This is a genomic window from Pseudomonas sp. R2-60-08W (assembly GCF_003852335.1).
GTDB lineage: Bacteria > Pseudomonadota > Gammaproteobacteria > Pseudomonadales > Pseudomonadaceae > Aquipseudomonas.
The window spans coordinates 2545261-2567344 of record NZ_CP027731.1 but is presented as its reverse complement, the minus strand read 5'-3'; the positions used below and the strand labels follow the sequence as shown (position 1 = coordinate 2567344).

The window sequence follows — 22084 nt, the reverse complement described above, 5'->3', positions numbered from 1 at the left end:
TCAAATCGCCTCTAGTTCGCTCAAAAAGTCACGAAGATCATCAAAGTCTTCCTCGCTGCCGGCGCGGAAGGTGGCTGCGGCCTGCACGTAGGCACGCAGCGATTCGGTCTGGAACAGTTCCATCAGCGGTACGTCCAGGCCCAGCTCGGCCTGGACCCGCGAGGTGATCTGGATGGCCAGCAAGGAATGCCCGCCGACTTCGAAGAAGTTGTCATTCAGGCCCACTTGCGCAAGGTGCAGCACGTCGGCCCAGATCGCGGCGATCTGCTGCTCCAGTTCGGTCTGCGGCGCCACGTAGCGTTGCTGCATTTGGCTGGCGTCCGGTAGCGGCAAGCCCTTGCGGTCGAGCTTGCCGTTGGGGGTCAACGGCATCTGCGCGAGGAACACGAAGTGCGCCGGCACCATGTAATCCGGCAGGCCGCTTTTCAGGGCGCGGCGCAGGGTGTCGCGGAACTCGCCTTGGTCGGCCAGGCTGGCATCGGCCGGTACCACGTAGGCCACCAACTGCTTGCCGGTCGGGCCTTCCTGGGCCACCACCACGGTCTCGCCGACGTTGTCCTGTTCACGCAAACGCGCTTCGATTTCGCCCAGTTCGATACGGAAGCCGCGGATCTTGACCTGATGGTCGACACGGCCGAGGTAGTCCACTACCCCGTCCGCACGCCCGCGGGTCAGGTCGCCGCTGCGGTACACACGGCTGCCGGGCTGGCCGAACGGGTCCGGCACGAAACGTTCGGCGGTCAACGCCGGGCGTTCCAGATAACCCCGGGCCACGCCCTCGCCGCCCAGGTACAACTCGCCGGCCACGCCGATGGGTTGCAGGTTGAGCTGGGCATCGAGCACGTAGCCGCTGCGGTTGCCGAGCAAGGTGCCGATGGGCGCGTACACCGCGCCGCACGGGTCGCCTTTGCGCGCCTTCCACAGCAGCGGCGTGACCACGGTTTCGGTGGGGCCGTAGCCGTTGAACAGATAAGTCGGTTTCAGTGCGCGCCAGGCCAGGTCATAGCTGGCCTGGGCCACCGCATCACCGCCGAAGCAGTACACGCGCACCGCCGGTGGGTTGCCGTCGCGCTCGGCATGTTCGGCCAGTTGTTGCAGGTACACCGGTGGGAACACCGCCATGGTCACGTGGTGGCGGTGCATCTGTGCGTAGGTGTATTCCGGCAACCACAGGCTGTCGTCGCGGATCAGCACACTGGCGCCGTTGATCAAGGGGTGCATCCAGCCTTCGTGGGCACCGTCGAAGGCGAACGACATGAAGTGCAGTTCGCAATCGGCGGGGCTGGTTTCATAGCGCTCGCCAGTGGCGATGATGTGCGCCACCAGCGGCCCGTGGGGCACCGCCACGCCCTTGGGCATGCCGGTGGAACCGGAGGTGTAGATCACGTAGGCGAGGTTGTCGCCGTGCAGAACCAAGTTCGGCGCGTTGTCGTTGAGGTGTGCCCATTGCTCGGTAGCGTCAATCGCCAAGGTCTCCAACCCTTGCGGTATCGGCAGTTGCGCCAATGCCTGGGTATGGCTGAGCAGCAGTTGCGCACGACTGTCCTGCATCATGTACAGCAAACGATCACGCGGGTATTCGATATCCAATGGCACGTACACGCCCCCGGCCTTCAGCACGGCGAGGAAGGCCACCATGATCTCGGCGCTGCGCGGCATGGCGATGGCCACCCGCACTTCCGGGCCGACGCCACGGGCGATCAGCGCATGGGCCAGACGGTTGGCCTGGGCGTCGAGCTCAGCGTAACTCAGGGTCTGCGCATCGAACTTCACCGCCACTGCATCCGGGGTCTGCCGCGCACGGTCAGCGACCAGCTCATGCACCAGGCGCTGGGCCGAGTAGCCGGATTCGGTACGGTCCCACAGTTGCAGGATGTGTTGCTGCTCATGCTGACCCAGCAGGTGCAACTGGCCGATGGGTTGGTGTGGATCGGCGACCATTGCCTGCAGCAGGTTCTGCCAATGCGCCGCCATGCGCGCGATGGTGGCAGGCGCAAACAGGTCGGTGGCATAGCTCAGGGAGGCATGCAGCGCCGTCGGGCTTTCTTCGACGTCCAGCGCCAGGTCGAACTGGGCCACGCCTTCGTCCCAACTCAGCACTTCGATGTGCAGGTCGGTCAGCTGCTGCAACTGGCTTGCGGCGGACGTCACGCGGTGGTTGAACAGCACTTGGAACAGTGGGCTCAGGCTGAGGCTGCGCTCCGGTTGCAACGCCTGCACCAGCTGTTCGAACGGCAGGTCCTGATGGGCCTGGGCGTCCAGGGAGCGCTGGCGCACCTGGCTCAACAACTGCTCGACGCTCATCTGCCCGTGCAGATCGGCCTTGAGCACTTGGGTGTTGACGAAGAACCCGATCAAACCCTCGGTTTCCAGGCGGTTACGGTTGGCAACCGGGACGCCGACACGCACGTCTTCCTGGCCGCTGTAGCGGTGCAACAGCGCCTGATAGGACGCCAGCAGCACCATCGGCAGCGTGACGCCAACGTTATGCGCCAAGGTGCGCAGGCCGTCCAGCAGCCCTGGCGCCAGCTCGATGCCCAGGCGTGCGCCGCGATGGCTCGGCAGCGCCGGGCGCGGGTAGTCGAACGGCAGCTCCAGCACCGGTTGCTCGCCGCCCAACTGCTCGCGCCAGTAAGTCAGTTGACGCGCCTGCTCGCCGGCCTCCATCCACTGGCGTTGCCACACGGCATAGTCGGCGTACTGGATCGGCAATGCCGGCAGGTGCGGCGTTTGCCCCTGGCTGAACGCGGCGTACAGCTGCACCAGTTCCTCGACCATCAGTTGCATCGACCAGCCATCGGAGACGATGTGGTGCTGCACCAGCACCAGCACATGGTCGTCCTCAGCCAAGCGCAGCAACTTGACCCGCAACAGCGGCCCGCGCAGTAAATCGAAGGGGCGTGCGACCTCGGCCGCCACAGCGCCCTTGAGGTCGGCGTAGGCACAGGCGCCCCGGTCGATATCGATCAGGCCCAGCGCTTCGATGACTTGCACCGCGCCCGTGGCCTCCTGGCGCAGATGGGTGCGCAGGCTTTCATGGCGCGCCAGCAAGGTGTCGAAGCTGCGTTGCAGCGCGACCTGGTCCAGCGGGCCATGCAAGCGCAAGGCACTGGGGATGTGGTAGGCCGTGCTGTGCGGGTCCAGTTGCCATAGGAACCACTGGCGCTCCTGGGCGTAAGACAACGGCAAGGGTTGCGTGCGGTCGGCCCTCTGCAGCGCCGGCGCGGTGACGCCCTCCTCGCCCAGTGCGCGCACAAAGTCGCCCAGCAGGGGTTGTTCGAACAGGGTCTTGAGCGCGACTTCCAGGGCCAAGGCCTGGCGCACCCGCGACACCACCCGCGTGGCCAGCAAGGAATGCCCGCCCAGTTCGAAAAAGTGATCGTCGAGACCGACCTGCGGCACGTCCAGCACCTCGGCCCAGATCGCCGCGACCTGTTGTTCGCGCGAGGTGACGGGGGCCAGATGGCCTTTACTCAGTTGGCTGGCATCCACCTTGGGCAAGGCCTTGCGGTCGAGCTTGCCGTTAGGGGTCAGGGGCAGACGGTCGAGGAACAGCAGGTGCGCCGGCACCATGTAGTCCGGCAGGCGCTCGCGCAACGCGGCTTTGTAGGCCTGTTGTTGGTCCGGTACGGAGCTCACCAGGTAGGCGATCAAGCGGTCGTTGTCGGCCAGCACCACGGCTTCACGCACGCCTGGGTAGTCACGCAGGCAGGCTTCGATCTCACCCAGTTCAATGCGGAAACCGCGCACCTTGACCTGGTGATCGACCCGGCCAAGGTACTCGACCACACCGTCTGCGCGGTAACGCGCCAGGTCGCCGGTGCGGTACAGGCGTGCGCCGGGCGCACCGAACGGGTCTGGCACATAGCGCTCGGCGGTGAGCGCAGGCCTCGCATGATACCCACGCGCCAGGCCGACCCCGCCGATCAGCAGCTCACCGGCCGCGCCTTGCGGGCATGGCGTGAGCCCGGCATTGAGGATGAACAGCGAGGTGTTGGCGATGGGCCGCCCGACCAAAGGCTGCGCTTCGTGCAGGCGATGGGCCGCCGACCAGATGGTGGTTTCCGTCGGCCCATAGAGGTTCCACACCGGGCCTTGCAGATCGAGCAGGCGCTGGGCCAGGTCAGCCGGCAGCGCTTCGCCGCCGCACAGGCACTGGACGCCGCGCAACAGCTGCGCGCGCGGGCTGTCGAGCAGCATGCGCCAGGTCGACGGCGTGGCCTGCAGCACCGTGGCCGCCTGGCTGTGGGCCAGGTCGAGAATGGCTTCCGGGTCCAGCGCCATGGCCTGCTCGCTCAGCAGCACCGTCGCGCCGACACTCAGCGGCACGTAAAGCTCCAGGGCGAAGATGTCGAACGAGAACGTGGTCAACGACAACAGGCGGGCATCAGCGCCGATGGACAAGCTGTCGGCCATGGCGCAGGTAAAACTGCACAGCGCCTGGTGCCGCACCATCACGCCTTTAGGCTTGCCGGTGGAGCCGGAGGTGTAGATCACGTAGGCCAGGTGTTCCGGCGTGAGCGTAACCTGCGGGTTGTGTTCTGCTCCCGGTTCATCCTCGACCAGCAGCACCTGCAGGCCCTCGGGCTGGGCCAGCTGGCCGTGCAACCGCGCCTGGGTCAGCAGCACCCGGGCGCCGCTGTCGTCGAGCATGAAGGCCAGGCGCTCGGCCGGGAACTGCGGGTCGAGCGGCACGTAGGCAGCGCCGGCCTTGAGGGTGGCCAACAGGCTGACCGCCATGTCCAGGGAGCGCTCCACATGCACCGCCACCAGCACGTCGGGGCCCACGCCTGCCGCAATCAAGCGATGCGCCAGGCGATTGGCCCGGCGGTTGAGTTCGGCGTAGCTCAGGTGGTCGCCATTGAAGCGCAGTGCGACGGCCTCCGGCTGGGCAAGGGCTTGGGCCTCGAACAACTGGTGCACGCACTGCTCGCTTGGATAGTCGAATGAGGTGTGGTTCCAGTCTTCAACCATTTGCTGCCATTGCGGCTCGCTGAGCATTGCCAGGTCATCGAGCGCCTGGGACGCATCGCTCACCACTGCGCGTAACAGGTTGTGCCAATGCCCGGCCAGGCGTTCCAGGGTCGCCGCTTCGAACAGGTCGGTGGCGTACGTCAGCGACGCCCAGAGGCCATCGGCGGATTCTTCGGTTTCCAGGCTCAAATCGAACTGGGTGGTGTGCCCGGCCCAGTCCAGCGCCTGCAACGCCAGGCCCGGCAAGTGCACAGGGCCGGCGCGCAGGTTGTCCTGATGGTTGAACATCACCTGGAACAGCGGGTTGTGGCTGAGACTGCGCTCGGGCTGCAAGGCTTCGACCAGTTGCTCGAATGGCAGGTCCTGATGCGCCTGGGCCTCCAGGGCACGGCGCTTGACCTGGGCCAATAACTGTTCGAAAGGCATTTGCCCATGCAACTTCGCCTGCAGTACCTGGGTGTTGACGAAGAAACCGACCAGTCGCTCGGTTTCCAGGCGCGTACGGTTGGCGATCGGCACGCCGACGCGGATCTCGGATTGGCCGCTGTAGCGATGCAGCAATGTCTGGAACGAGGCCAGCAGGAGCATGAACAAGGTCACGTCCTGACGCTGGGCCAGCGTCTTGAGCTCGGCCACCAGCGCGCGGTCCAGATGGATCTGCCGGCGCGCGCCCCGATGGCTTTGCACCGCCGGACGCGGGTGGTCCAGGGGCAGCGCCAGCACCGGATGTTCACTGCCCAGGCGCGCGCACCAATAATCGAGCTGGCGCTGTTTTTCCCCGGCCGCCATCCAGTCACGTTGCCACTGGGCATAGTCAGCGTACTGGATCGGCAACGCCGGCAAAGCGTCATCGCCCTGATAGAGCGCCACCAGCTCATCGACCATCACTTGCATCGACCAACCGTCGGAGATGATGTGGTGCTGGGTGATCACCAGCACATGATGCTCTGGCGCGACGTCGAGCACTTTAACCCGCATCAGCGGGCCGTTGCGCAGGTCGAACGGGCGCTGGATTTCCTCGGCCACCGCCTGTTCGATCGCCGCCACATCGACGCGCTGCTGCTCGATGGTCAGCGCCAGGTGCGGATGGATGACTTGCAAAGTGTGCTCGCCTTGCTCCACAAAGGTGGTGCGCAGTGGCTCATGGCGCTGTACCAGGGCCTGGAACGCCTGCTCCAGTGCGGCGCGGTTGAGTTGACCACGCAGGTGCAAGGCGGCAGGCACGTGATAGGCCGCGCTGGCGGGGTCCAACTGCCAGAGGAACCATTGGCGTTCCTGGGCGAAGGACAACGCCAGCGGCCGGCCGCGGTCCAGCGCCAGCAACGGCTGCGCCGTGCTCATCTGCAACGCCGCGCAAGCGTCGGCAAATGCGCGCAGGGTCGGCTGTTCGAACAGCGCGCGCAATGGCACTTCGAGCTTGAGCGCATGCCGCACCCGAGAGATCACCTGGGTGGCCAGCAACGAATGACCGCCGCGTTCAAAGAAGTGATCGTCCAGGCCGACGCGCTCAACCTGCAACACCGCTTGCCAGATCGCCGCGAGCTGGATTTGCAGCGGGCTGTGGGGGGCTACGTAGGCCGGGGCTTGCAGGTTCAGGTCCGGCGCCGGCAGTGCGCGGCGGTCGAGCTTGCCGTTGGTGTTCAAGGGCAAGGCGTCGAGCACCACCCACTGCCCAGGCACCATGTAGTCCGGCAGTGACTGGCGCAAACGGCTCGCCAGTGCCTGTGTCTCCAGCACATGGCCCTCGGCGGCTACCACGTAGGCGACCAATTGCGTGCCCGTGGCGCTCGGCAGCGCATGCACGGCCGCTTCACGCACCTGCGGCAAGGCTTGCAGGCTGGCTTCGATTTCGCCCATTTCGATACGCAAGCCGCGAATCTTCACCTGGTGGTCGATGCGCCCGACGTATTCCAGCACACCCGCCTCGTTGTAACGGGCCAGGTCGCCGCTGCGGTAGAGCCGCGCACCGGGGACGGCGGCAAACGGGTCAGGCAGGAAGCGCTCGGCGGTCAGCGCCGGGCGGTCGAAATAGCCTTGGGCCAGGCCGGCCTCGGCACCAATGCACAACTCGCCCACGCCATCGGTCGCCTGCAGTTCGAAAGCGCTGTCGAGCACGTAGAGCGAGCGCCCTGCAATCGCGCGCCCAATCGGCACGCCGAACGCATCGCTGGCATCAGCCAACCGGCAATCGTGCACGCTGGACACCACCGTCGCCTCGGTCGGCCCGTACGTGTTGACCAGCCGCACACCGCCCAACCCGGCGGCATGCCAGGCGCGCAAGCCTTCCACAGACATGGCCTCACCGCCCACATGCACCTGGCGCAGCTGGCCCAGGGGGCGGCGGTGCACGGCGCATTCCTTGGCCAGCAAGTACCAGTAGGCGGCGGGCAAGTCGGCCAGGGTCACGCCCTGCTCGACGATTTCTCGCGCCAGTTGCCCGGCGTCCCACAGTTCATCGCCGCGCATGATCAGCGCCGCGCCCACGCATAGCGGCGGATAGCACTGCTCGACAAAGCCGTCGAAACTGAAGGTCGCAAATTGCAGCACGCGGTCCTGGCCGCTCAGTTGGCTGTACACCGCGGCGCTGTCGCAGAACTGGTCGAGAGCGGCATGGTCGATGGCCACGCCTTTGGGCTGGCCGGTGGAGCCGGACGTGTAGATCACATAGGCCAGGTCCGCCGTCGCCGCATGGTTGGGCGGATTGGTCGCAGGGTAGCTGGCCAATTCATCACCGCTGGCGCTGAAGTCGAGGCGGGTCAGCCCTGCCGGCAATGGCAAATCGGCCAGCAGGCCGGTTTCGCTGAGCAGCAGGTCGAGGCGGCTGTCCGCCAGCATGTAGGCCAGGCGCTCGGCCGGGTATTTCGGGTCCAGCGGCACATAGGCCGCGCCGCTCTTGAGCACCGCCAGCAGGCTGACGATCAACTGCGGGCCACGACGGGACGCCAGGCCCACGCGCTGACCGGGGCCGACGCCGCATTCCAGCAGGCGATGGGCCAGGCGGTTGGCGCGGGCGTTGAGTTGGGCATAGCTGAGGCGTTCGCTGCCAGCCTGCACCGCCAGTGCGTCCGGCGTGGCCTGGGCCTGGGCAGCGATGCGTTGATGGGCGCGTTGATGAGGCTGGGCGGCTGCGGGCAATTGGCTGAGGGCAAGCACATCACGCTGGGCGCTGGCGTCGAGCAGACGCAGGTTGCCCAGGGGGCTTTGCGCGTCCGCGAGGAATTGCGCGAGCAGATACTGCAGGTTGTCGCTCAGGCGGATGACCTGGGCTTGGCTGAAGTGCGCCCGGTCGTAGCTGAATTCCAGGCGCAGGCTGTCACCCAGTTCGATGCCGAGGGTCAGCGGATAATGCGTGCGCTCATGGTTATGCAACGGCCCGAAGCTCAGCCCGGCCGGCGCACCCTGTTTCAAGGCTTCGGCCACCGGGAAGTTTTCGAACACCAGCAGGGTGTCGAACAGCGCGGCGCCTGGCTGGCCAGCCCAGCCCTGGATGTCGTAGAGCGGCACATGCTCGTGATCGCGCAGGCTGAGGTTCAGCGCTTGCAACTCGCCGAGCCAACTGATGGCCGATTGCGCCGGCGAGGCGGCGCTGATGATCGGCAAGGTGTTGATGAACAGGCCCAACTGCTGTTCGATCCCCGGCAACGGCGCGGAACGCCCGGCCACGGTGGCGCCGAACGCCACGCACGCCTGGCCGGTGTAGCGTTGCAGCAGCAGGCTCCAGGCCCCTTGCAGCACGGTGTTGAGGGTGACTTTGTATTGGCGGGCGAACTCACTGAGGGTGTGGGTGACCTCACGGCCCAGCACGACTTGATGGTCGGCAGTGCCCGCCCCTGCAACCGGCGTACGCAGCGCTTGGGCCAGCAGGGTCGGCGCCTGCAACGGCGCCAGCTGGGCTTTCCAGAACGCTTCGCCGTTGCCTTGCCGTTGCAGCCAGCCCAGGTAATCGCGAAATTGCCCGAGCGGTGCGGGCACGGCCTGGCCGGCGTAATGGGCGAGCACCTCGCCGAGCAACTGGGCGTTGCTCCAGCCATCCATGAGAATGTGGTGACTGGTGAAAATCAGGTGCCAGGTCGCCCCCGTGCCGCGCACCAGCATCAGGCGAAACAGCGGCGCGGTATCGAGTGCGAAACCGCGTTCACGCTCGGCCTGGGCCAGCGCATCCAGATCGGCACTCGGGTCTTCAATCACCTGCAACTGCAGGTCGACTTGGCGCCGGATCACTTGATGGGCGCTGTCCAGGCCCAGCCAATGGAAGCTGCTGCGCAGGATGTCGTGACGGTCCAGTGCGGCCTGCCAGGCGCGCCCGAACGCCAGCAGCTCAAGGCCTTCGATGTCCACGCGCAACTGGTTGATATAGGCCTGAGCCTCGGGCGCCAGCAGGGTGTGGAACAGCATGCCCTGCTGCATCGGCGACAGCGGGTACAGGTCGGCGATGGCTGGCCCGGCCACCGGCAACGCATCCAGTTGCGCCTGGCTGACCTGTGCCAGGGGGAAGTCCGATGGCGTCACCTGCCCCGCCGGTGTGGCACAGCAATGGGCGATCACGGCCTTGAGCTCACAGGCGAATTCATCCGCCAGGCGCTGGATGGTCGCCGCCTCGAACATCTCGCGACTGAAACCCCATTGCAGCGCCAACTCGCCGCCATACACCTGCCCTTCCACCGTCAGCCAGTTGGCCAGCGGTGCCTCGGGGTCCTGGGCCTGGCCGCTGCCTTCGGCGGCCGGTACAAACAGTGCCGATTCATCGAACTGGCGATCGAACTGACCTAGATAGTTGAAGGTGATGCGCGGCACGGCCAGGCCGGCCAGGGTTTCACGGGCTCCGGGCGCGCCGAGGTAGCGCAGCAGGCCATAGCCCAGGCCCTTGTCGGGGACTGCACGCAGTTGTTCCTTGACCGCCTTGATCGCGCCGGCCAACTCGCCGTCCGCTTGCAGGCGCAGCGGAAACAGGCTGGTGAACCAGCCGACGGTGCGCGTCAGGTCGATGCCGTCGAACAGGTCTTCGCGGCCATGCCCTTCCAGCTGGATCAGCGCGGCGGGCTGAGCGCTCCAACGGCTGACCACGCGCGCCAGGGCGGTGAGCAACAGGTCATTGACCTGGGTGCGATAGGCCGCCGGCGCCTCTTGCAGCAACTGGCGCGTGTGCTCGGCGTCGAGGCGCGTTTCCAGCTTGACGCCCAGGCGATGCTGCAGGCCGCCTTCAGGATGATCACACGGCAACTCGGCATCGACCGATTGCGCCTGCCAGTACGCCAGTTGGTGCTCGAGAACGTGCGCCCGCTCCTGCAGCCGGTGCGCCCAGTGCTGATAGGCGCTGGTCTTTGCCGGCAACCGCTGCTCGCGATACGCCTGTTGCAGGTCTTCCAGCAGAATGCGCCAGGACACGCCATCCACCACCAGGTGATGCACCACCAGCAGCAACCGCTGGGTGCCGTCGGCCATCTCGACCAGGGCGGCGCGCAGCAACGGGCCGTGCTCCAGGTCAAGGCTGCGCTGGGCCTTTTCACACAGCGCGGCCAATTCGGCGTCGGTGTCGGCCTGGGCCTGCCACAGCAGCGATGCATCGACCGCAGCGGCGTGGTGCTGTTGCCACCCTTCAGCCTGCGCCACGAAGCGCAGGCGCAGGGCATCGTGATGCCGGACCACTTGCATCACGGCCGCGTCGAGCCGAGCGGGCTGCAGTGGTTCACGCGGGGTCAGCAGCAACGACTGGTTCCAATGGTGACGCGCCGGGATGGCCTGGGCGAAAAAGCCCTGCTGCACCGGCGTGAGGATGACCTCACCGCTGACCGGCCCCTGATCGACTTCGCTCAGTTCGTCGACGCCCGCCACCAGCGCCAGGCTGCGCACACTCTGGTACTGGAACAGGTCGCGCGGACTGAGGCGGATACCGGCCTGGCGGGCCCGGCTGACCACCTGAATGGAGATGATCGAATCGCCGCCCAGCGCGAAAAAGTTGTCGTCCAGGCCGACAGCCTGAATGCCCAGCACGTCGCTCCAGATCGCGGCCAGGGCTTGTTGCACGGTATTTTCCGGGGCAGCAAAGGCCTGCTGCGCCGTGGCGTCCGGCAGTGGCAGCGCCTTGCGGTCGAGCTTGCCGTTGGCGGTCACCGGCAGTTTGGCAAGCGTGATGAAGTGGCTTGGCACCATGTATTCCGGCAGGCTGCCAAGCAGCCAGGCCTTGAGGTCGGGCAGTGCGTCGCGTTCAAGCACCAGGTAAGCCACCAACTGCTTGCCGCCGTGTACCACTACCACCGCTTCGCGTACCGCTGGGTGCTGCATCAGGCGCGTTTCGATCTCACCCAGTTCGATGCGCAAGCCGCGCAGCTTGACCTGATGGTCGAGGCGGCCAAGGTATTCGATCACCCCATCGCCGCGCTGGCGCACACGGTCGCCGGTACGATACAGGCGCTCGCCGGCCACGAACGGGCTTGGCACAAAGCGCTCGGCCGTCAGCCCCGGGCGGCGATGGTAACTGCGCGCCAGGCCGGTGCCGCCGAGGTACAGCTCGCCTGAGACACCAGCCGCAACCGGATTGAGCTGGGCATCCAGCACGTAGGTGCCGAGGTTGGCGATCGGTCGGCCGATGGGCACGCTGTCGGCGCCTTCGTCGATGCAAGTCCAGTGGGTGACGTCGATTGCCGCTTCGGTCGGGCCGTAGAGGTTGTACAAGGCCGCATTCGCCAGCTTGGCGAACACTTGGCGTTGCGCGTCCAACGGCAAGGCTTCGCCACTGCAGACAATGCGCGTGAGGCTGGCACAGGCCTCTACGCCGGGCTCATGGATAAACGCCTGCAACATTGACGGCACAAAGTGCACGGTGGTGATGGCGTGCCGGCCGATGGTCTCGATCAGGCGGGCCGGTTCACGGTGTTCGCCCGGCGCGGCAACCACCAGGCGCGCGCCCGTCATCAGCGGCCAGAAAAACTCCCACACGGAAACGTCGAAGCTGAACGGGGTTTTCTGCAGCACCGCGTCACCGCCATCGAGCGCATAGGCCTGCTGCATCCAGCACAGGCGGTTGACCAGTGCGCGGTGGCTGTTACCGGCGCCCTTGGGTTGACCGGTGGAACCCGAGGTGTAGATCACGTAGGCCAGGTTCAGCCCATGCAGGCTGACGTCCGGGGCCGTGGTGCTGTAGCCGTCGAGCCAGTTCGCCGGCTGATCCAGGGCAATCACCTGGAGGCCTGCGGTCGGCAGCCGTGCCAGCAGGCTTTGCTGGCTGAGCAGCAGCCTGATGCCGCTGTCGTCGATCATGTACGCCAGGCGCTCCTCGGGGTATTCCGGGTCCAGCGGGACGTAGGCGCCGCCCGCCTTGAGAATTGCCAGCAGGCCCACGACCATTTCAATGGAACGCTCGACACAGATGCCCACCAGCACGTCCGGGGCGACGCCTTGTGTGCGCAATGCATGGGCCAACCGGTTGGCGCGCGCGTCAAGCTGGGCGTAGGTCAGGGTCAGCTCACCGAACACCAGCGCTGGCGCATCAGGTGTGCGTTGCGCCTGGTCTTCAATCAAGTGATGGATCGCGCGTTCGGTGGGGTACGGCGTGGCCGTGTGGTTCCAGGTCTTGACCAGCAGTTGTAGCTCGTCGGCGTCCAGCATCGGCAGCTCACCGATGCGCTGTTCAGCGTCCGCCACCATCGCCTGCAACAGGCGGGTCCAATGGCGCGCCATGCGCTGGATGGAGGCCGCGTCGAACAGGTCGTTGGCGTAGGTCAGCGCGGCATGCAAGGTGCCGGATTTTTCATAGGTGTCGAGGGTGAGGTCGAACTGGGTGGTGCGGCCTTGCCATTCCACCAGGGCCAGTTCCAGGCCGGAGGCGGTGCTGACGGAGGCGATATCCGCCACTACCGGCTGATGGTTGTACATCACCTGGAACAGCGGCGTATGGCTGAGGCTACGCTCGACGTTCAAGGCGTCGACCAAGCGTTCGAACGGCAATTCCTGATGGGCCTGGGCGCCCAGGGCGTGCTCCTTGATGCCTTGCAGCAATTCGGTAATGCGGGTTTGGCCGGTCAGCTCGGTGCGCAGTACCTGGGTGTTGACGAAGAAGCCGATCAAACCTTCGACTTCAGTGCGGTTGCGGTTGGCGATGGGCACGCCGACACGAATGTCGCCCTGCCCCGTATAACGATGCAGCAACACGTTGAAGGCGCCGAGCAGCAGCATGAACAAGGTGACGTTGTGCTTTTGCGCGCACACGCGCAGTTGCGTGGCCAGCGCCGGGTCGATCTCGAAGGCATGGCGAGTGCCCTGGTAACTTGGCATGGCCGGGCGTGGACGGTCGGTCGGCAGCTCCAGAACCGGATGTTCATCGCCCAGGCGCGCCTGCCAATACGCCAACTGGCGCGCCTGTTCGCCGGCCTCCAGCCAGCGGCGCTGCCACAGGGCGTAGTCACTGTACTGGATCGCCAGCGCCGGCAATTGTGGCGCCTCGTTGCGCTCGTGGGCGTCATAGCAACGGATGAACTCGTCGATCAACACATTCATCGACCAACCGTCGGAGACGATGTGGTGCAAGGTCAGCAGCAGCACGTGCTCGTGTTCGTCGAGCCTGAGCAGCTGCACGCGCAGCAGCGGGCCATACTCGAGGTCGAACGGCAATAGCGACTGGCGCGTCGCCGCCGCGTTGACCGCCTGCTCACGGTCAACGGGCGCCAGGGTGCTCAAGTCCAGGTGCTCGATGGCCAACGACGGCTCGATTGAAACCTGCGCCAGGCGCTCATCCGCTTGACGCTGAAACACCGTGCGCAAGGTTTCGTGACGCGCCACCAGGCTGGCGAACGCTTGCTCCAGGGCGTCGAGGCTGAGCGCACCTTTCAAGCGTACGGCGCCGGGCAGGTTGTAGGCGCCGCTGGCCGGATCCAACTGCCAGAGAAACCACATGCGTTGCTGCGCATAGGACAGCGCCTGGCGATCCTCGGCCTCAACCCCCGCCGGAATCGGAAACCGGGAAAAATCCACGCCTTCTTTCTGCAAGGCCTGCAGGAACACTTGGCGTTTTTCCAGGGGCAACCCGATAAACCGGCGAGCAAGTTTCAAGGAGTCTTCAGCATTCATTTGTTGGAGTCCGGAGCAATAGGCAGGAAGCACAAAGGCACGTCGTCCCTATAAAACGAACCGCAGAGGGAAAAATTAGCGAGGAATGGGGGCCTGCAAGCGAGGTGTCATCACGGGTTACATCAATCTTGGGAAAGACGCATCAGACCGAGCTAGCATTGACGCACACCACTTTTTGCAACTACATTTAGTTACACGCAGGGAACGCCGTGTCCAAAAATGAAAAGCTGCTCGCCAAACTGCTCAATGAGCACATGGCATTCACCTGGTCTGAACTCGTAACCCTGTTACGGCGACTGGGTTACACACAGATTGAAGGGGCTGGAAGCCGGGTCAAATTCGACATTGGCGACCCCAGTGCAATGATCACCTTGCACAAGCCTCACCCCGGCAACGAACTGAAACACTACATTCGGCGCCAAATCATCGAACAATTGAAATCAGGAGAACTGATTCAGTGAACAACCAGCTGAAACACAAAGGCTACATCGGCTCCATCGAAGCCAGCCTCGAGGACAACTGCCTGTTCGGCAAAATCCTGTTCATCAAGGCCCTGGTGAGTTACGAAGGCAAGACCGTCGCAGAGTTGGACGCGGCCTTCCAAGAGGCGGTGGACGATTACCTCGCCACCTGCCAGTCGCTCGGGCAAACTCCCGAAAAGCCATGCAAGGGCTCGTTCAACGTACGCGTCGGCCATGACCTGCATCTGGCGGCAGCGTTGGCGGCGAACCGCAAGAAAGTGACGTTGAACGACCTGACACGCCAGGCGCTGGATGAGTTTCTACACCATCATTTCCCGCAGCCTTGCGCGGCGATTGGCTGACTGCCTAATCGTCGGCACCCCAGCACGGCCGAACCCAACACGACCACCCCCGCCGCCAGCGCCACCCAGAACCCGCTGGCGGCACCAAAGTGGTCAATCATCCAGCCGGAGCTGGCGGCGCCAATGGCCACGCCGATGCTCAGGCCGGTGATCAGCCAGGTCATGCCTTCGGTGAGGCGGCTGGGTGGGACGACTTGCTCCACCAGCGCCATGGACACGATCAGGGTCGGGGCGAAGAACAGGCCGGAGATGAAGATCGCCACGGCCAGCCCCGGAATGTCAGTCACCAGCAGTAATGGCAACGTGGTCACGGCCGTAGCTACGCCGCAGTACAGAAACTGCCTGGGCAGCGGCGCCTTGAGCTTGAGCATGCCGAAGGCCAAGCCTGCCAGGCAGGAACCGATGGCGTAGACCGACAACACAATACTGGCTGCCGTCGGGTGGCCCGCCTGCTGGGCGAACGCGACACTGACCACATCCACAACACCGACGATCACACCCATGGCGAGCAGCAAGGCCATCAGGATCAGCACCGACGGCGAGGCGATCAACCAGCGCCCGTGATGATCGTGACGTGCATGCACCGGCGGTTCAGTGGTGCGTTGCAATACGAAGGTGGTCACACCCACCGCCAGCAATACGGCCGCCACCAAAGGCCCGGCCTCGGGGAACAGCACCACACTGAGGCCGACGGAAATGGGCGGGCCGATGATGAAGCACACTTCATCGAGCACCGACTCCAGGGCAAATGCGGTGTGCAGCTTGGGCTGGCCACGGTACAGCTCGGTCCAGCGCGCCCGCACCATCGCCGACATATTGGGCATGCAGCCGGCCAATGCGGCGAACAGGAACAACGTCCAGCCTGGCGCCTGCAAACGCGTGCACAGCAACACCATCAACAACGCGCCGCCACCGATCGACGCCGCAATGGGCAGCACCCTGCCCTGGCTGTAGCGGTCCACCAGGCGTGACACCTGCGGTGCGCAAAACGCGGTGGCCAACGCGAATACCGCCGCCACCGAACCCGCCAGGCCGTAACCGCCATGCACCTGCGAGAGCATAGTGATCAGGCCAATCCCGGTCATGGAGATCGGCATGCGTGCCAGCATTCCCGCCAGCACAAAAGCGCGAGCGCCTGGCACCTGGAACAGCTCGGCGTAAGGGTTAGCCATCGATAAAGCGCCTTCTCTGCTTGGGTGGGCAACCTTTTATCACAGCAGCCGCTTGATCTGCTTATGCCGCCATACCAGGCGGTAATACGCGGTCTGCAGCACCAGCATCGCCAGGTAAGTCACCGGAAACGCCATCCACACGCCTTCGAGGCCAAAATGCGCATTGAACAGGTAGGCCACCGGCAACTCCACGCACAGCACACAGAAAATCGAGATGGCGACCGGTATCAACACCACACCGCTGGCGCGCATGATCCCGCCGATCACGGCCTGGAAGCCGAACACCAGGATGCTCCACAACATGATGTGCAACAGGTGCTCAGCGTTGACGCGCGCGGCGGGGTCGGTGATGAACAGGCCCAGCAACCAATGCGATAGCCCGTAGCCGAGCACGATCAGGCCACCGGTAAGGGCGGTGTTGATCAACAGCCCGGTGCGCAGGATCGGCCCGATGCGCTCCAGGCGCCCGGCGCCAATCGCCTGGGCCCCCAGGATCGAGGCGGTGATGGCAATCGACAGCGCCGGAAACTGCACGTAGTTGACGATCTGCGTCACCGCGCCGTACGCCGCCGTCGCCTGGGAACCGTGGCCGTTGACCAGCGCCAGGATGACCAGTTCCGACAACGACAGCACCACCATCTGCAGGCCTGTCGGCAGGCCGATGCGCAGGACCTTGCCGAGGATCACCCGGTCCAGGCGCAAGGCTGCGAGCATGTCGCTATCCGGCGCCATCACCGAGTTTTTGTGGCGCAGGCGCAGGATCAGGAACAGCATCGCCAAGACATTCCCCGCCAGCCCCGCGTACGCCGCACTCTGGATGCCCATGGGCGGCAGGCCGATCCAGCCGCGAATCAGCGCTGGCGTCAGCAGCAAACCCACCAGGGTAGACACCATCAAGGCCAACAATGGTGAAACGGTATCGCTGACACCGCGCAGCAGCTGGGTATAAAGAATGAATACCAGCAGCAGCGGCATGATCAGCATCATCACTTGGGCGTAGCCCACCGCATCGTCAAGCACATCGACAGGGGTCCCCAACGCCTGCAGCGCGGGGCGAGCCAACAGGCTGCCAAGCAGGGCGGCAACCAGGCCCACCAGCGCGCCGAGGGTCAGCGTGGCGCCGGTGATCACCTTGACCATTCCCGTCTCGCGGGCGCCCCAGGCCTGGCCGATCAACACCGAGGCGCCAGCCCCCAGGCCAATCACCAGGGCAATGAAGAAAAATACGATGGGGAACATGCCCGACACCGCCGCCAGCGCGTGGGTACCCAGCATCTGCCCGACATAGATACCGTTGAGCGTGCCGGAAAAGCTTTGCAGAAAGTTGGACAGCACCATCGGTGCCAGAAAAAACAGATAGACCTGCCACAGCGGTCGTTGCTGGATGACTTCCATGATGATTCGGGGCCCTGGGTCTCGGTGGTGTCGTCAATCGCTTGAGTCTATTGGCGCTGAACCGCGAATGCTACGCCGACATGACGATCCCACTGCACAAGCCTCAAGCACCGACGGCTGCTACCTGAGTCACCGGAAGCAGCCGTTGGCGCTCAGTCGATACTAGCCACCCGCAGCCACGGAGTAATTACCCACAGATGCGCTGGCGTCAGGCTTGGCGCGCTCTGGGGAGGACTCTTTCTTGATCATATGGTCGATGTTAACCATGTCGAAACGTTTATCTTCAGCGCCTGGCGTACCGTCTTCCCGAACGCCGATATCCAACTCGCGCAATAATCCCGGACGATTGAGCAACTCCAAGGCCACTTCGCGCGCTTGCGGGCTGAACGTTCGGTCGGACGGAATAAGACCCGCCGCCTCTTTCAACTCATTGACATTGACATAATCATCAGTCCCACCGGCGGTAAACTGCCTGAAATTATCTTTCACGGCCTGCAGAAGTTCGGCGTTGCTATTTGTGCGGTACTCACTCGCTGCATCGCCCAGATCCTGCCGGGCAATACTGCCGTCAAGTGTGCCGCTGCGGCCTTGATCAAGGGTCTTGAACAGTTGGCCCCGCTCCAGCAGCTCCTGCGCGATAGCGGCATCCGCCGCGCTGATAGGCCGACCATCCAGAGCGTATCCCGACGCTGCAGCACTCAGTGACGCGTCAGTGATCGTCCCCGTTGAGGGGTCTTGCAGGTTGCTGAAATGGGAGAGCACTTTGGCCGATAAGGCTTCGTTACTGTCATTCGCATACGGTCGCTGCCCTGTCGTCGTGGGGTTCCACTGCTGACTGACTGGCATCCCCGCATAGAACGGCTGCTGCGCCCCGAACGCTCGTGGTGCAGGTGGCGACGCGTCCCAGCCTTCCATGCCGCGCGGCCCATTGGAGAAAGGCCGTTCGCAGAACGCAGGAGCAAACTGCTGGTTGACTCTCTGTTGCTGCATCGCGCTGGTATAGCGCGCGCCAAACTCCCCTGTTGGCTGTTGCATCGCGCCGTTATAACCCGCTGACCGATAGCCACGTGCGCCTTGCTGAGCTAACTGGTTGATGGCTAGCTCCACATCCTCTTGGTTGATCAGCCCGTCTTCCTGCCCGCCGTTCTGAACGCCATCAAAGAGGCGTGGGAGGTCGTCCCGGCCCAATATATCCCTGGCAAGCAACGTCATCTGATCATGGTAACCACCGTCTACCAGTGGACGATTGGCAAAGTCAATAAGCGAGTCTCGCGTAACGAAAGCAGCTCCAGACGAGAAGTATTCAAAATTGCGTAGCAGCGACTCTGCGACTGCCGAATTGGAATAAATGCTGGTCATGTTGCTCGGCATGTTCGCAGTAGCCTTGCGCTCATAGTCGGCAGGGGTATATCCGAAGCTCTGTGCGGGTGGAGGCGAATAGAGCGGCTGGTTGAAGTTAGGATTCATTGCAACACCTCATGTCTTGGACGTAACAACTGCTTAACCAGGCCAGTAAGCCCTCGATTCAGCTACCTCTTGGTGGCAACCGAAAACAGTGCAGTTCCAAATAAACATGCAGTTACACGCAAGGAATTTACCGTCGCACGCAAAGTAAAAGCCTGTGCAACGATGCGAAAAAGAATTGCATTTGCGTAGGACCGATCTGAAAAGCCCAGATCTCTCATATACGCTTACGCATCAGAAGTGGACTACCCACCAAACGCCTGCGAAGGCCGGCGCAACGTCGGATCAAACGGATTGATCCGTGGCCCGATCGCCGCCGCCTCGCGCTTCAACAATTCCACCACCATCGGCAAACGGCTCGGCCCCAGGCGATCACTGATGGTCGCTACGCTCAACGCCGCCACCGCATGCCCGTCACGGTTGAGAATGGGCACCGCCAGCCCGGCCATGCCTTCGAGCACGCCCGTGTTGCGCGCGGCATACCCCAGGCTGCGCACATTCTCGACCTCCGAACGCAACAGCACCTCGTCGTACACATGGAAATCCTTGAGCCGTGGCAGGTTGTAGCGGATTACCGTTTCGCGCTCTTCCTCGGGCAGGAATGCAAGGATCGCCAGGCTGCCCTGCCCCACGCCTAGCGCCACGCGCCCACCGATATCGCCGGTGAAGGTACGGATCGGGTACGGGCCTTCGCTGCGGTCCAGGCAGATTGCGTCGAAGCCACTGCGGGCCAGCAGGAACAACGAATCGCCCAGCGACGCACTCAAGCGCAACAGGCTTGGCCGTACCAGGTCGCGCAGGTTGCCGGTTTTGCCGGCATTCGCCGCCAGGGCAAAGAACTCCAGGCTCAGACGGTAGCGCTTGCTGCGCGCGTCCTGCTCGACCATGCCTTCGTCCATCAGGCTGCGCAGGAGGCGGTGGGTGGTCGGTTGCGAGAGGCCGACCTGCTGCGCAAGCTGGGTCACGCGTTCACCGCCTTCCGGCACTTCACCCAGGATGCGCAGCAGTGCAAACAGGCGAGAGACGCCGCCTGAGCCAACTTCCCTCGCTCCTTCATTCCGCTCAGTGGAATCATTCACTCTTAATCTCCAACTAAATTCTGATGAATGAATAAAACAGAAAATAATCATCCATTCAGTGAAATACCGTCTTCCGTCCACTCTAGTCTTCGTCCTAATCTGCGTCCACAGGGGCGAAACGAACAACAACCGGCAGCCGACCGAAGATCGAGCGCCAGCGCACCCGCAACTGTTCTTTCGCATCTGCCCAAAACAAAAAAAGCGCGTTTCGACGCGACTCAAACAGGTGGAACGCAGACATGGCATTTCTCCAACTTCGCGCCTTGAGCAAACGCTACGGCGCCGTCGATGCGGTAGTCGCCACCGACCTTGCGGTGGAAAAAGGCGAATTCGTTTCCCTGCTCGGCCCCTCGGGTTGTGGCAAGACCACCACCTTGCAGATGATCGCCGGCTTCGTCGATGTGAGCGGCGGGCAGATCCTGCTCGACGGTCGCGACATCACCCATGCCAAGCCCGCCAGCCGGGGCCTGGGCGTAGTGTTCCAGAGCTATGCGCTGTTCCCGCACATGACGGTGCGCGACAACGTCGCCTTCGGCCTGAAGATGCGCAAGGTGCCCGCCGGCGAGATCGCCGCCAAGGTCAAGACCGTGCTGGAGCTGGTGCGCCTGGCCCCCCATGCCGAACGCTACCCCCGGGAGCTGTCCGGCGGCCAACGCCAGCGCGTGGCCCTGGCCCGCGCGCTGGTGATCGAGCCGCCGGTGCTGCTGCTGGATGAGCCGCTGTCCAACCTCGACGCCAACCTGCGCGAAGAAATGCAGTTCGAAATCCGCTGTATTCAATGCGCAGTGGGCATCACCACCTTGATGGTCACCCACGATCAGGCCGAGGCGCTATCGATCAGCGACCGCGTGGTGGTGATGCAGGCCGGGCGCGTGACCCAGATCGACGCGCCCTACCGGTTGTACGAGCACCCGCGCACACGGTTTATCTCGGACTTCGTCGGCAAGGCCAATCTGCTCGCCGGCGACTACGATGCGCTGGGCATCCCGCAAGTGCGCCATACAAGCGGCGCTGGCGCGCTGACTCTGAGCCTGCGCCCGGAGAAAATCCAACTGCTGGACGCGGGCTCGGGTCGCTTGCAGGGCAAGGTGCTGGACCGTTACTTCTTCGGCAGCCAGTGGCTGTACCGTATCCATACCGACCTTGGCGAAATCACCGTGGTACGCAGCAACGACGGCAGCGCGCCGCTGGCCAACGGCGCGGCAGTGGGCCTGGATTGGCAAGCGGACCTGTTGCGGGTCTTGGCGCCGGACGAGGTGCGCCCATGAGCCGGGGTTACTTACTATCCCTGCCGGCGCTGGTGCTGTTTGCCGGGCTGTTGGTGCTGCCGCTGGGCCTGACGCTGGTGCTGTCGTTCAACGTGTTCGATTACCAGGTAGGCGTGAAGGCCGATGAGTGGACCCTGGCCCATTACCTGTCGTTGTTCAGTGATGCCTACTTCTACGAGATCTTCTGGCGCACCTTCTGGATCAGTGCGCTGGTCACCCTGTTGTGCGTGGTGATCGGTGTACCGGAGGCCTATATCCTCAGCCGCATGGGCACGCCATGGCGCTCGATTTTCCTGATCCTGATCCTCACGCCGTTGCTGATTTCGGTGGTGGTGCGCGCCTTTGGCTGGAGCCTGTTGCTCGGCGCCGACGGGCTGGTCAATCAAGTGATCCAAATGCTCGGCGGCCGCCCGGTGAAGCTGCTGTACACACCGTTCGCGGTGATCATCGCACTGGTGCATGTGATGCTGCCGTTCATGATCATCCCGGTCTGGACCTCGTTGCAGAAGCTCGACCCGTCGGCTGAACAGGCCGCGTTGTCGCTGGGGGCCAGCCAGGCCACGGTGATGCGCAAGATCGTCTTGCCCCAAGTGATGCCCGGCGTGCTGTCCGGCACCCTGATTGTGTTCGGCCTGGCCGCCAGCTCGTTCGCCATCCCCGGCCTGCTCGGCGGGCGCCGCCTGAAAATGGTCGCCACGGTGGTGTACGACCAATACCTCTCGGAACTCAACTGGCCCATGGGCGCGACCATCGCCGTGGTGCTGCTGTTGGTCAATCTGCTGATCATGCTGAGCTGGAACCGCATGGTCGAAGGCCGCTACAAAAAAACCCTGGGGGTTTGAGCGC

At 64.1% G+C, this 22084-nt stretch carries 10 protein-coding genes; 4 read left to right on the top strand and 6 right to left on the bottom strand.

The features are described 5' to 3' along the window. Complete coding sequence (locus C4J90_RS11740) at positions 1–14037, bottom strand: non-ribosomal peptide synthase/polyketide synthase (RefSeq protein WP_124419834.1); 14037 nt, start codon at positions 14035–14037, stop codon at positions 1–3. A gap of 209 nt (positions 14038–14246) precedes the next feature. Here C4J90_RS11740 and C4J90_RS11735 point away from each other — a divergent pair, with 209 nt between their 5' ends. Together C4J90_RS11735 and C4J90_RS11730 are read left to right on the top strand one after the other, a co-directional pair. Beyond that, positions 14247–14498 carry a type II toxin-antitoxin system HicA family toxin gene (locus C4J90_RS11735; protein WP_116665433.1) on the top strand — a complete coding sequence of 84 codons (252 nt, stop codon included), beginning with the start codon at positions 14247–14249 and terminating at the stop codon, positions 14496–14498. Further along, positions 14495–14860 carry a type II toxin-antitoxin system HicB family antitoxin gene (locus C4J90_RS11730; protein WP_124419833.1) on the top strand — a complete coding sequence of 122 codons (366 nt, stop codon included), beginning with the start codon at positions 14495–14497 and terminating at the stop codon, positions 14858–14860. Before C4J90_RS11735 ends, C4J90_RS11730 begins: the two co-directional genes overlap by 4 nt. Here the strand turns inward: C4J90_RS11730 and C4J90_RS11725 are convergent. The 5 genes from C4J90_RS11725 to C4J90_RS26890 form a co-directional block, all read right to left on the bottom strand. Beyond that, positions 14827–16032, bottom strand: a complete 1206-nt coding sequence (locus C4J90_RS11725; protein WP_124419832.1) for an MFS transporter — start codon at positions 16030–16032, stop codon at positions 14827–14829. The genes C4J90_RS11730 and C4J90_RS11725 overlap by 34 nt on opposite strands. 39 nt (positions 16033–16071) lie before the next feature. Next, a complete protein-coding gene (locus tag C4J90_RS11720) occupies positions 16072–17427 on the bottom strand; it encodes an MATE family efflux transporter (RefSeq protein ID WP_124419831.1) in 1356 nt (451 codons plus the stop codon). Between the two features lie 162 nt (positions 17428–17589). Beyond that, positions 17590–18894, bottom strand: a complete 1305-nt coding sequence (locus C4J90_RS26970; RefSeq protein ID WP_177413398.1) for a hypothetical protein — start codon at positions 18892–18894, stop codon at positions 17590–17592. 242 nt (positions 18895–19136) lie between these two features. After that, positions 19137–19970: an IclR family transcriptional regulator gene (locus tag C4J90_RS11710; RefSeq protein WP_124403955.1), complete on the bottom strand. Its 834-nt coding sequence runs from the start codon at positions 19968–19970 to the stop codon at positions 19137–19139. Positions 19971–20064: 94 nt separating this feature from the next. Beyond that, entirely contained in the window at positions 20065–20211 is a 147-nt protein-coding gene (locus C4J90_RS26890; RefSeq protein WP_164484534.1) for a hypothetical protein, read from the bottom strand. Here C4J90_RS26890 and C4J90_RS11705 point away from each other — a divergent pair. Both C4J90_RS11705 and C4J90_RS11700 read left to right on the top strand, forming a co-directional pair. Then, a complete protein-coding gene (locus C4J90_RS11705) occupies positions 20210–21238 on the top strand; it encodes an ABC transporter ATP-binding protein (protein ID WP_124419829.1) in 1029 nt (342 codons plus the stop codon). The two genes, C4J90_RS26890 and C4J90_RS11705, sit on opposite strands and share 2 nt — an antisense overlap. Next, positions 21235–22080, top strand: coding sequence for an ABC transporter permease (locus C4J90_RS11700; protein ID WP_124419828.1), 846 nt, complete (start codon positions 21235–21237; stop codon positions 22078–22080). The genes C4J90_RS11705 and C4J90_RS11700 overlap by 4 nt, the downstream gene beginning before the upstream one ends. Positions 22081–22084 lie beyond the last annotated feature (4 nt).

Excerpts from the sequence above, each read along its gene's own strand:
- C4J90_RS11740 (WP_124419834.1), bottom strand. The coding sequence starts at position 14,037 with ATGAATGCTGAAGACTCCTTGAAACTTGCTCGCCGGTTTATCGGGTTG.
- C4J90_RS26970 (WP_177413398.1), bottom strand. The coding sequence starts at position 18,894 with ATGAATCCTAACTTCAACCAGCCGCTCTATTCGCCTCCACCCGCACAG.
- C4J90_RS11725 (WP_124419832.1), bottom strand. The coding sequence starts at position 16,032 with ATGGCTAACCCTTACGCCGAGCTGTTCCAGGTGCCAGGCGCTCGCGCT.
- C4J90_RS11705 (WP_124419829.1), top strand. The coding sequence starts at position 20,210 with ATGGCATTTCTCCAACTTCGCGCCTTGAGCAAACGCTACGGCGCCGTC.
- C4J90_RS11700 (WP_124419828.1), top strand. The coding sequence starts at position 21,235 with ATGAGCCGGGGTTACTTACTATCCCTGCCGGCGCTGGTGCTGTTTGCC.
- C4J90_RS26890 (WP_164484534.1), bottom strand. The coding sequence starts at position 20,211 with ATGTCTGCGTTCCACCTGTTTGAGTCGCGTCGAAACGCGCTTTTTTTG.
- C4J90_RS11720 (WP_124419831.1), bottom strand. The coding sequence starts at position 17,427 with ATGGAAGTCATCCAGCAACGACCGCTGTGGCAGGTCTATCTGTTTTTT.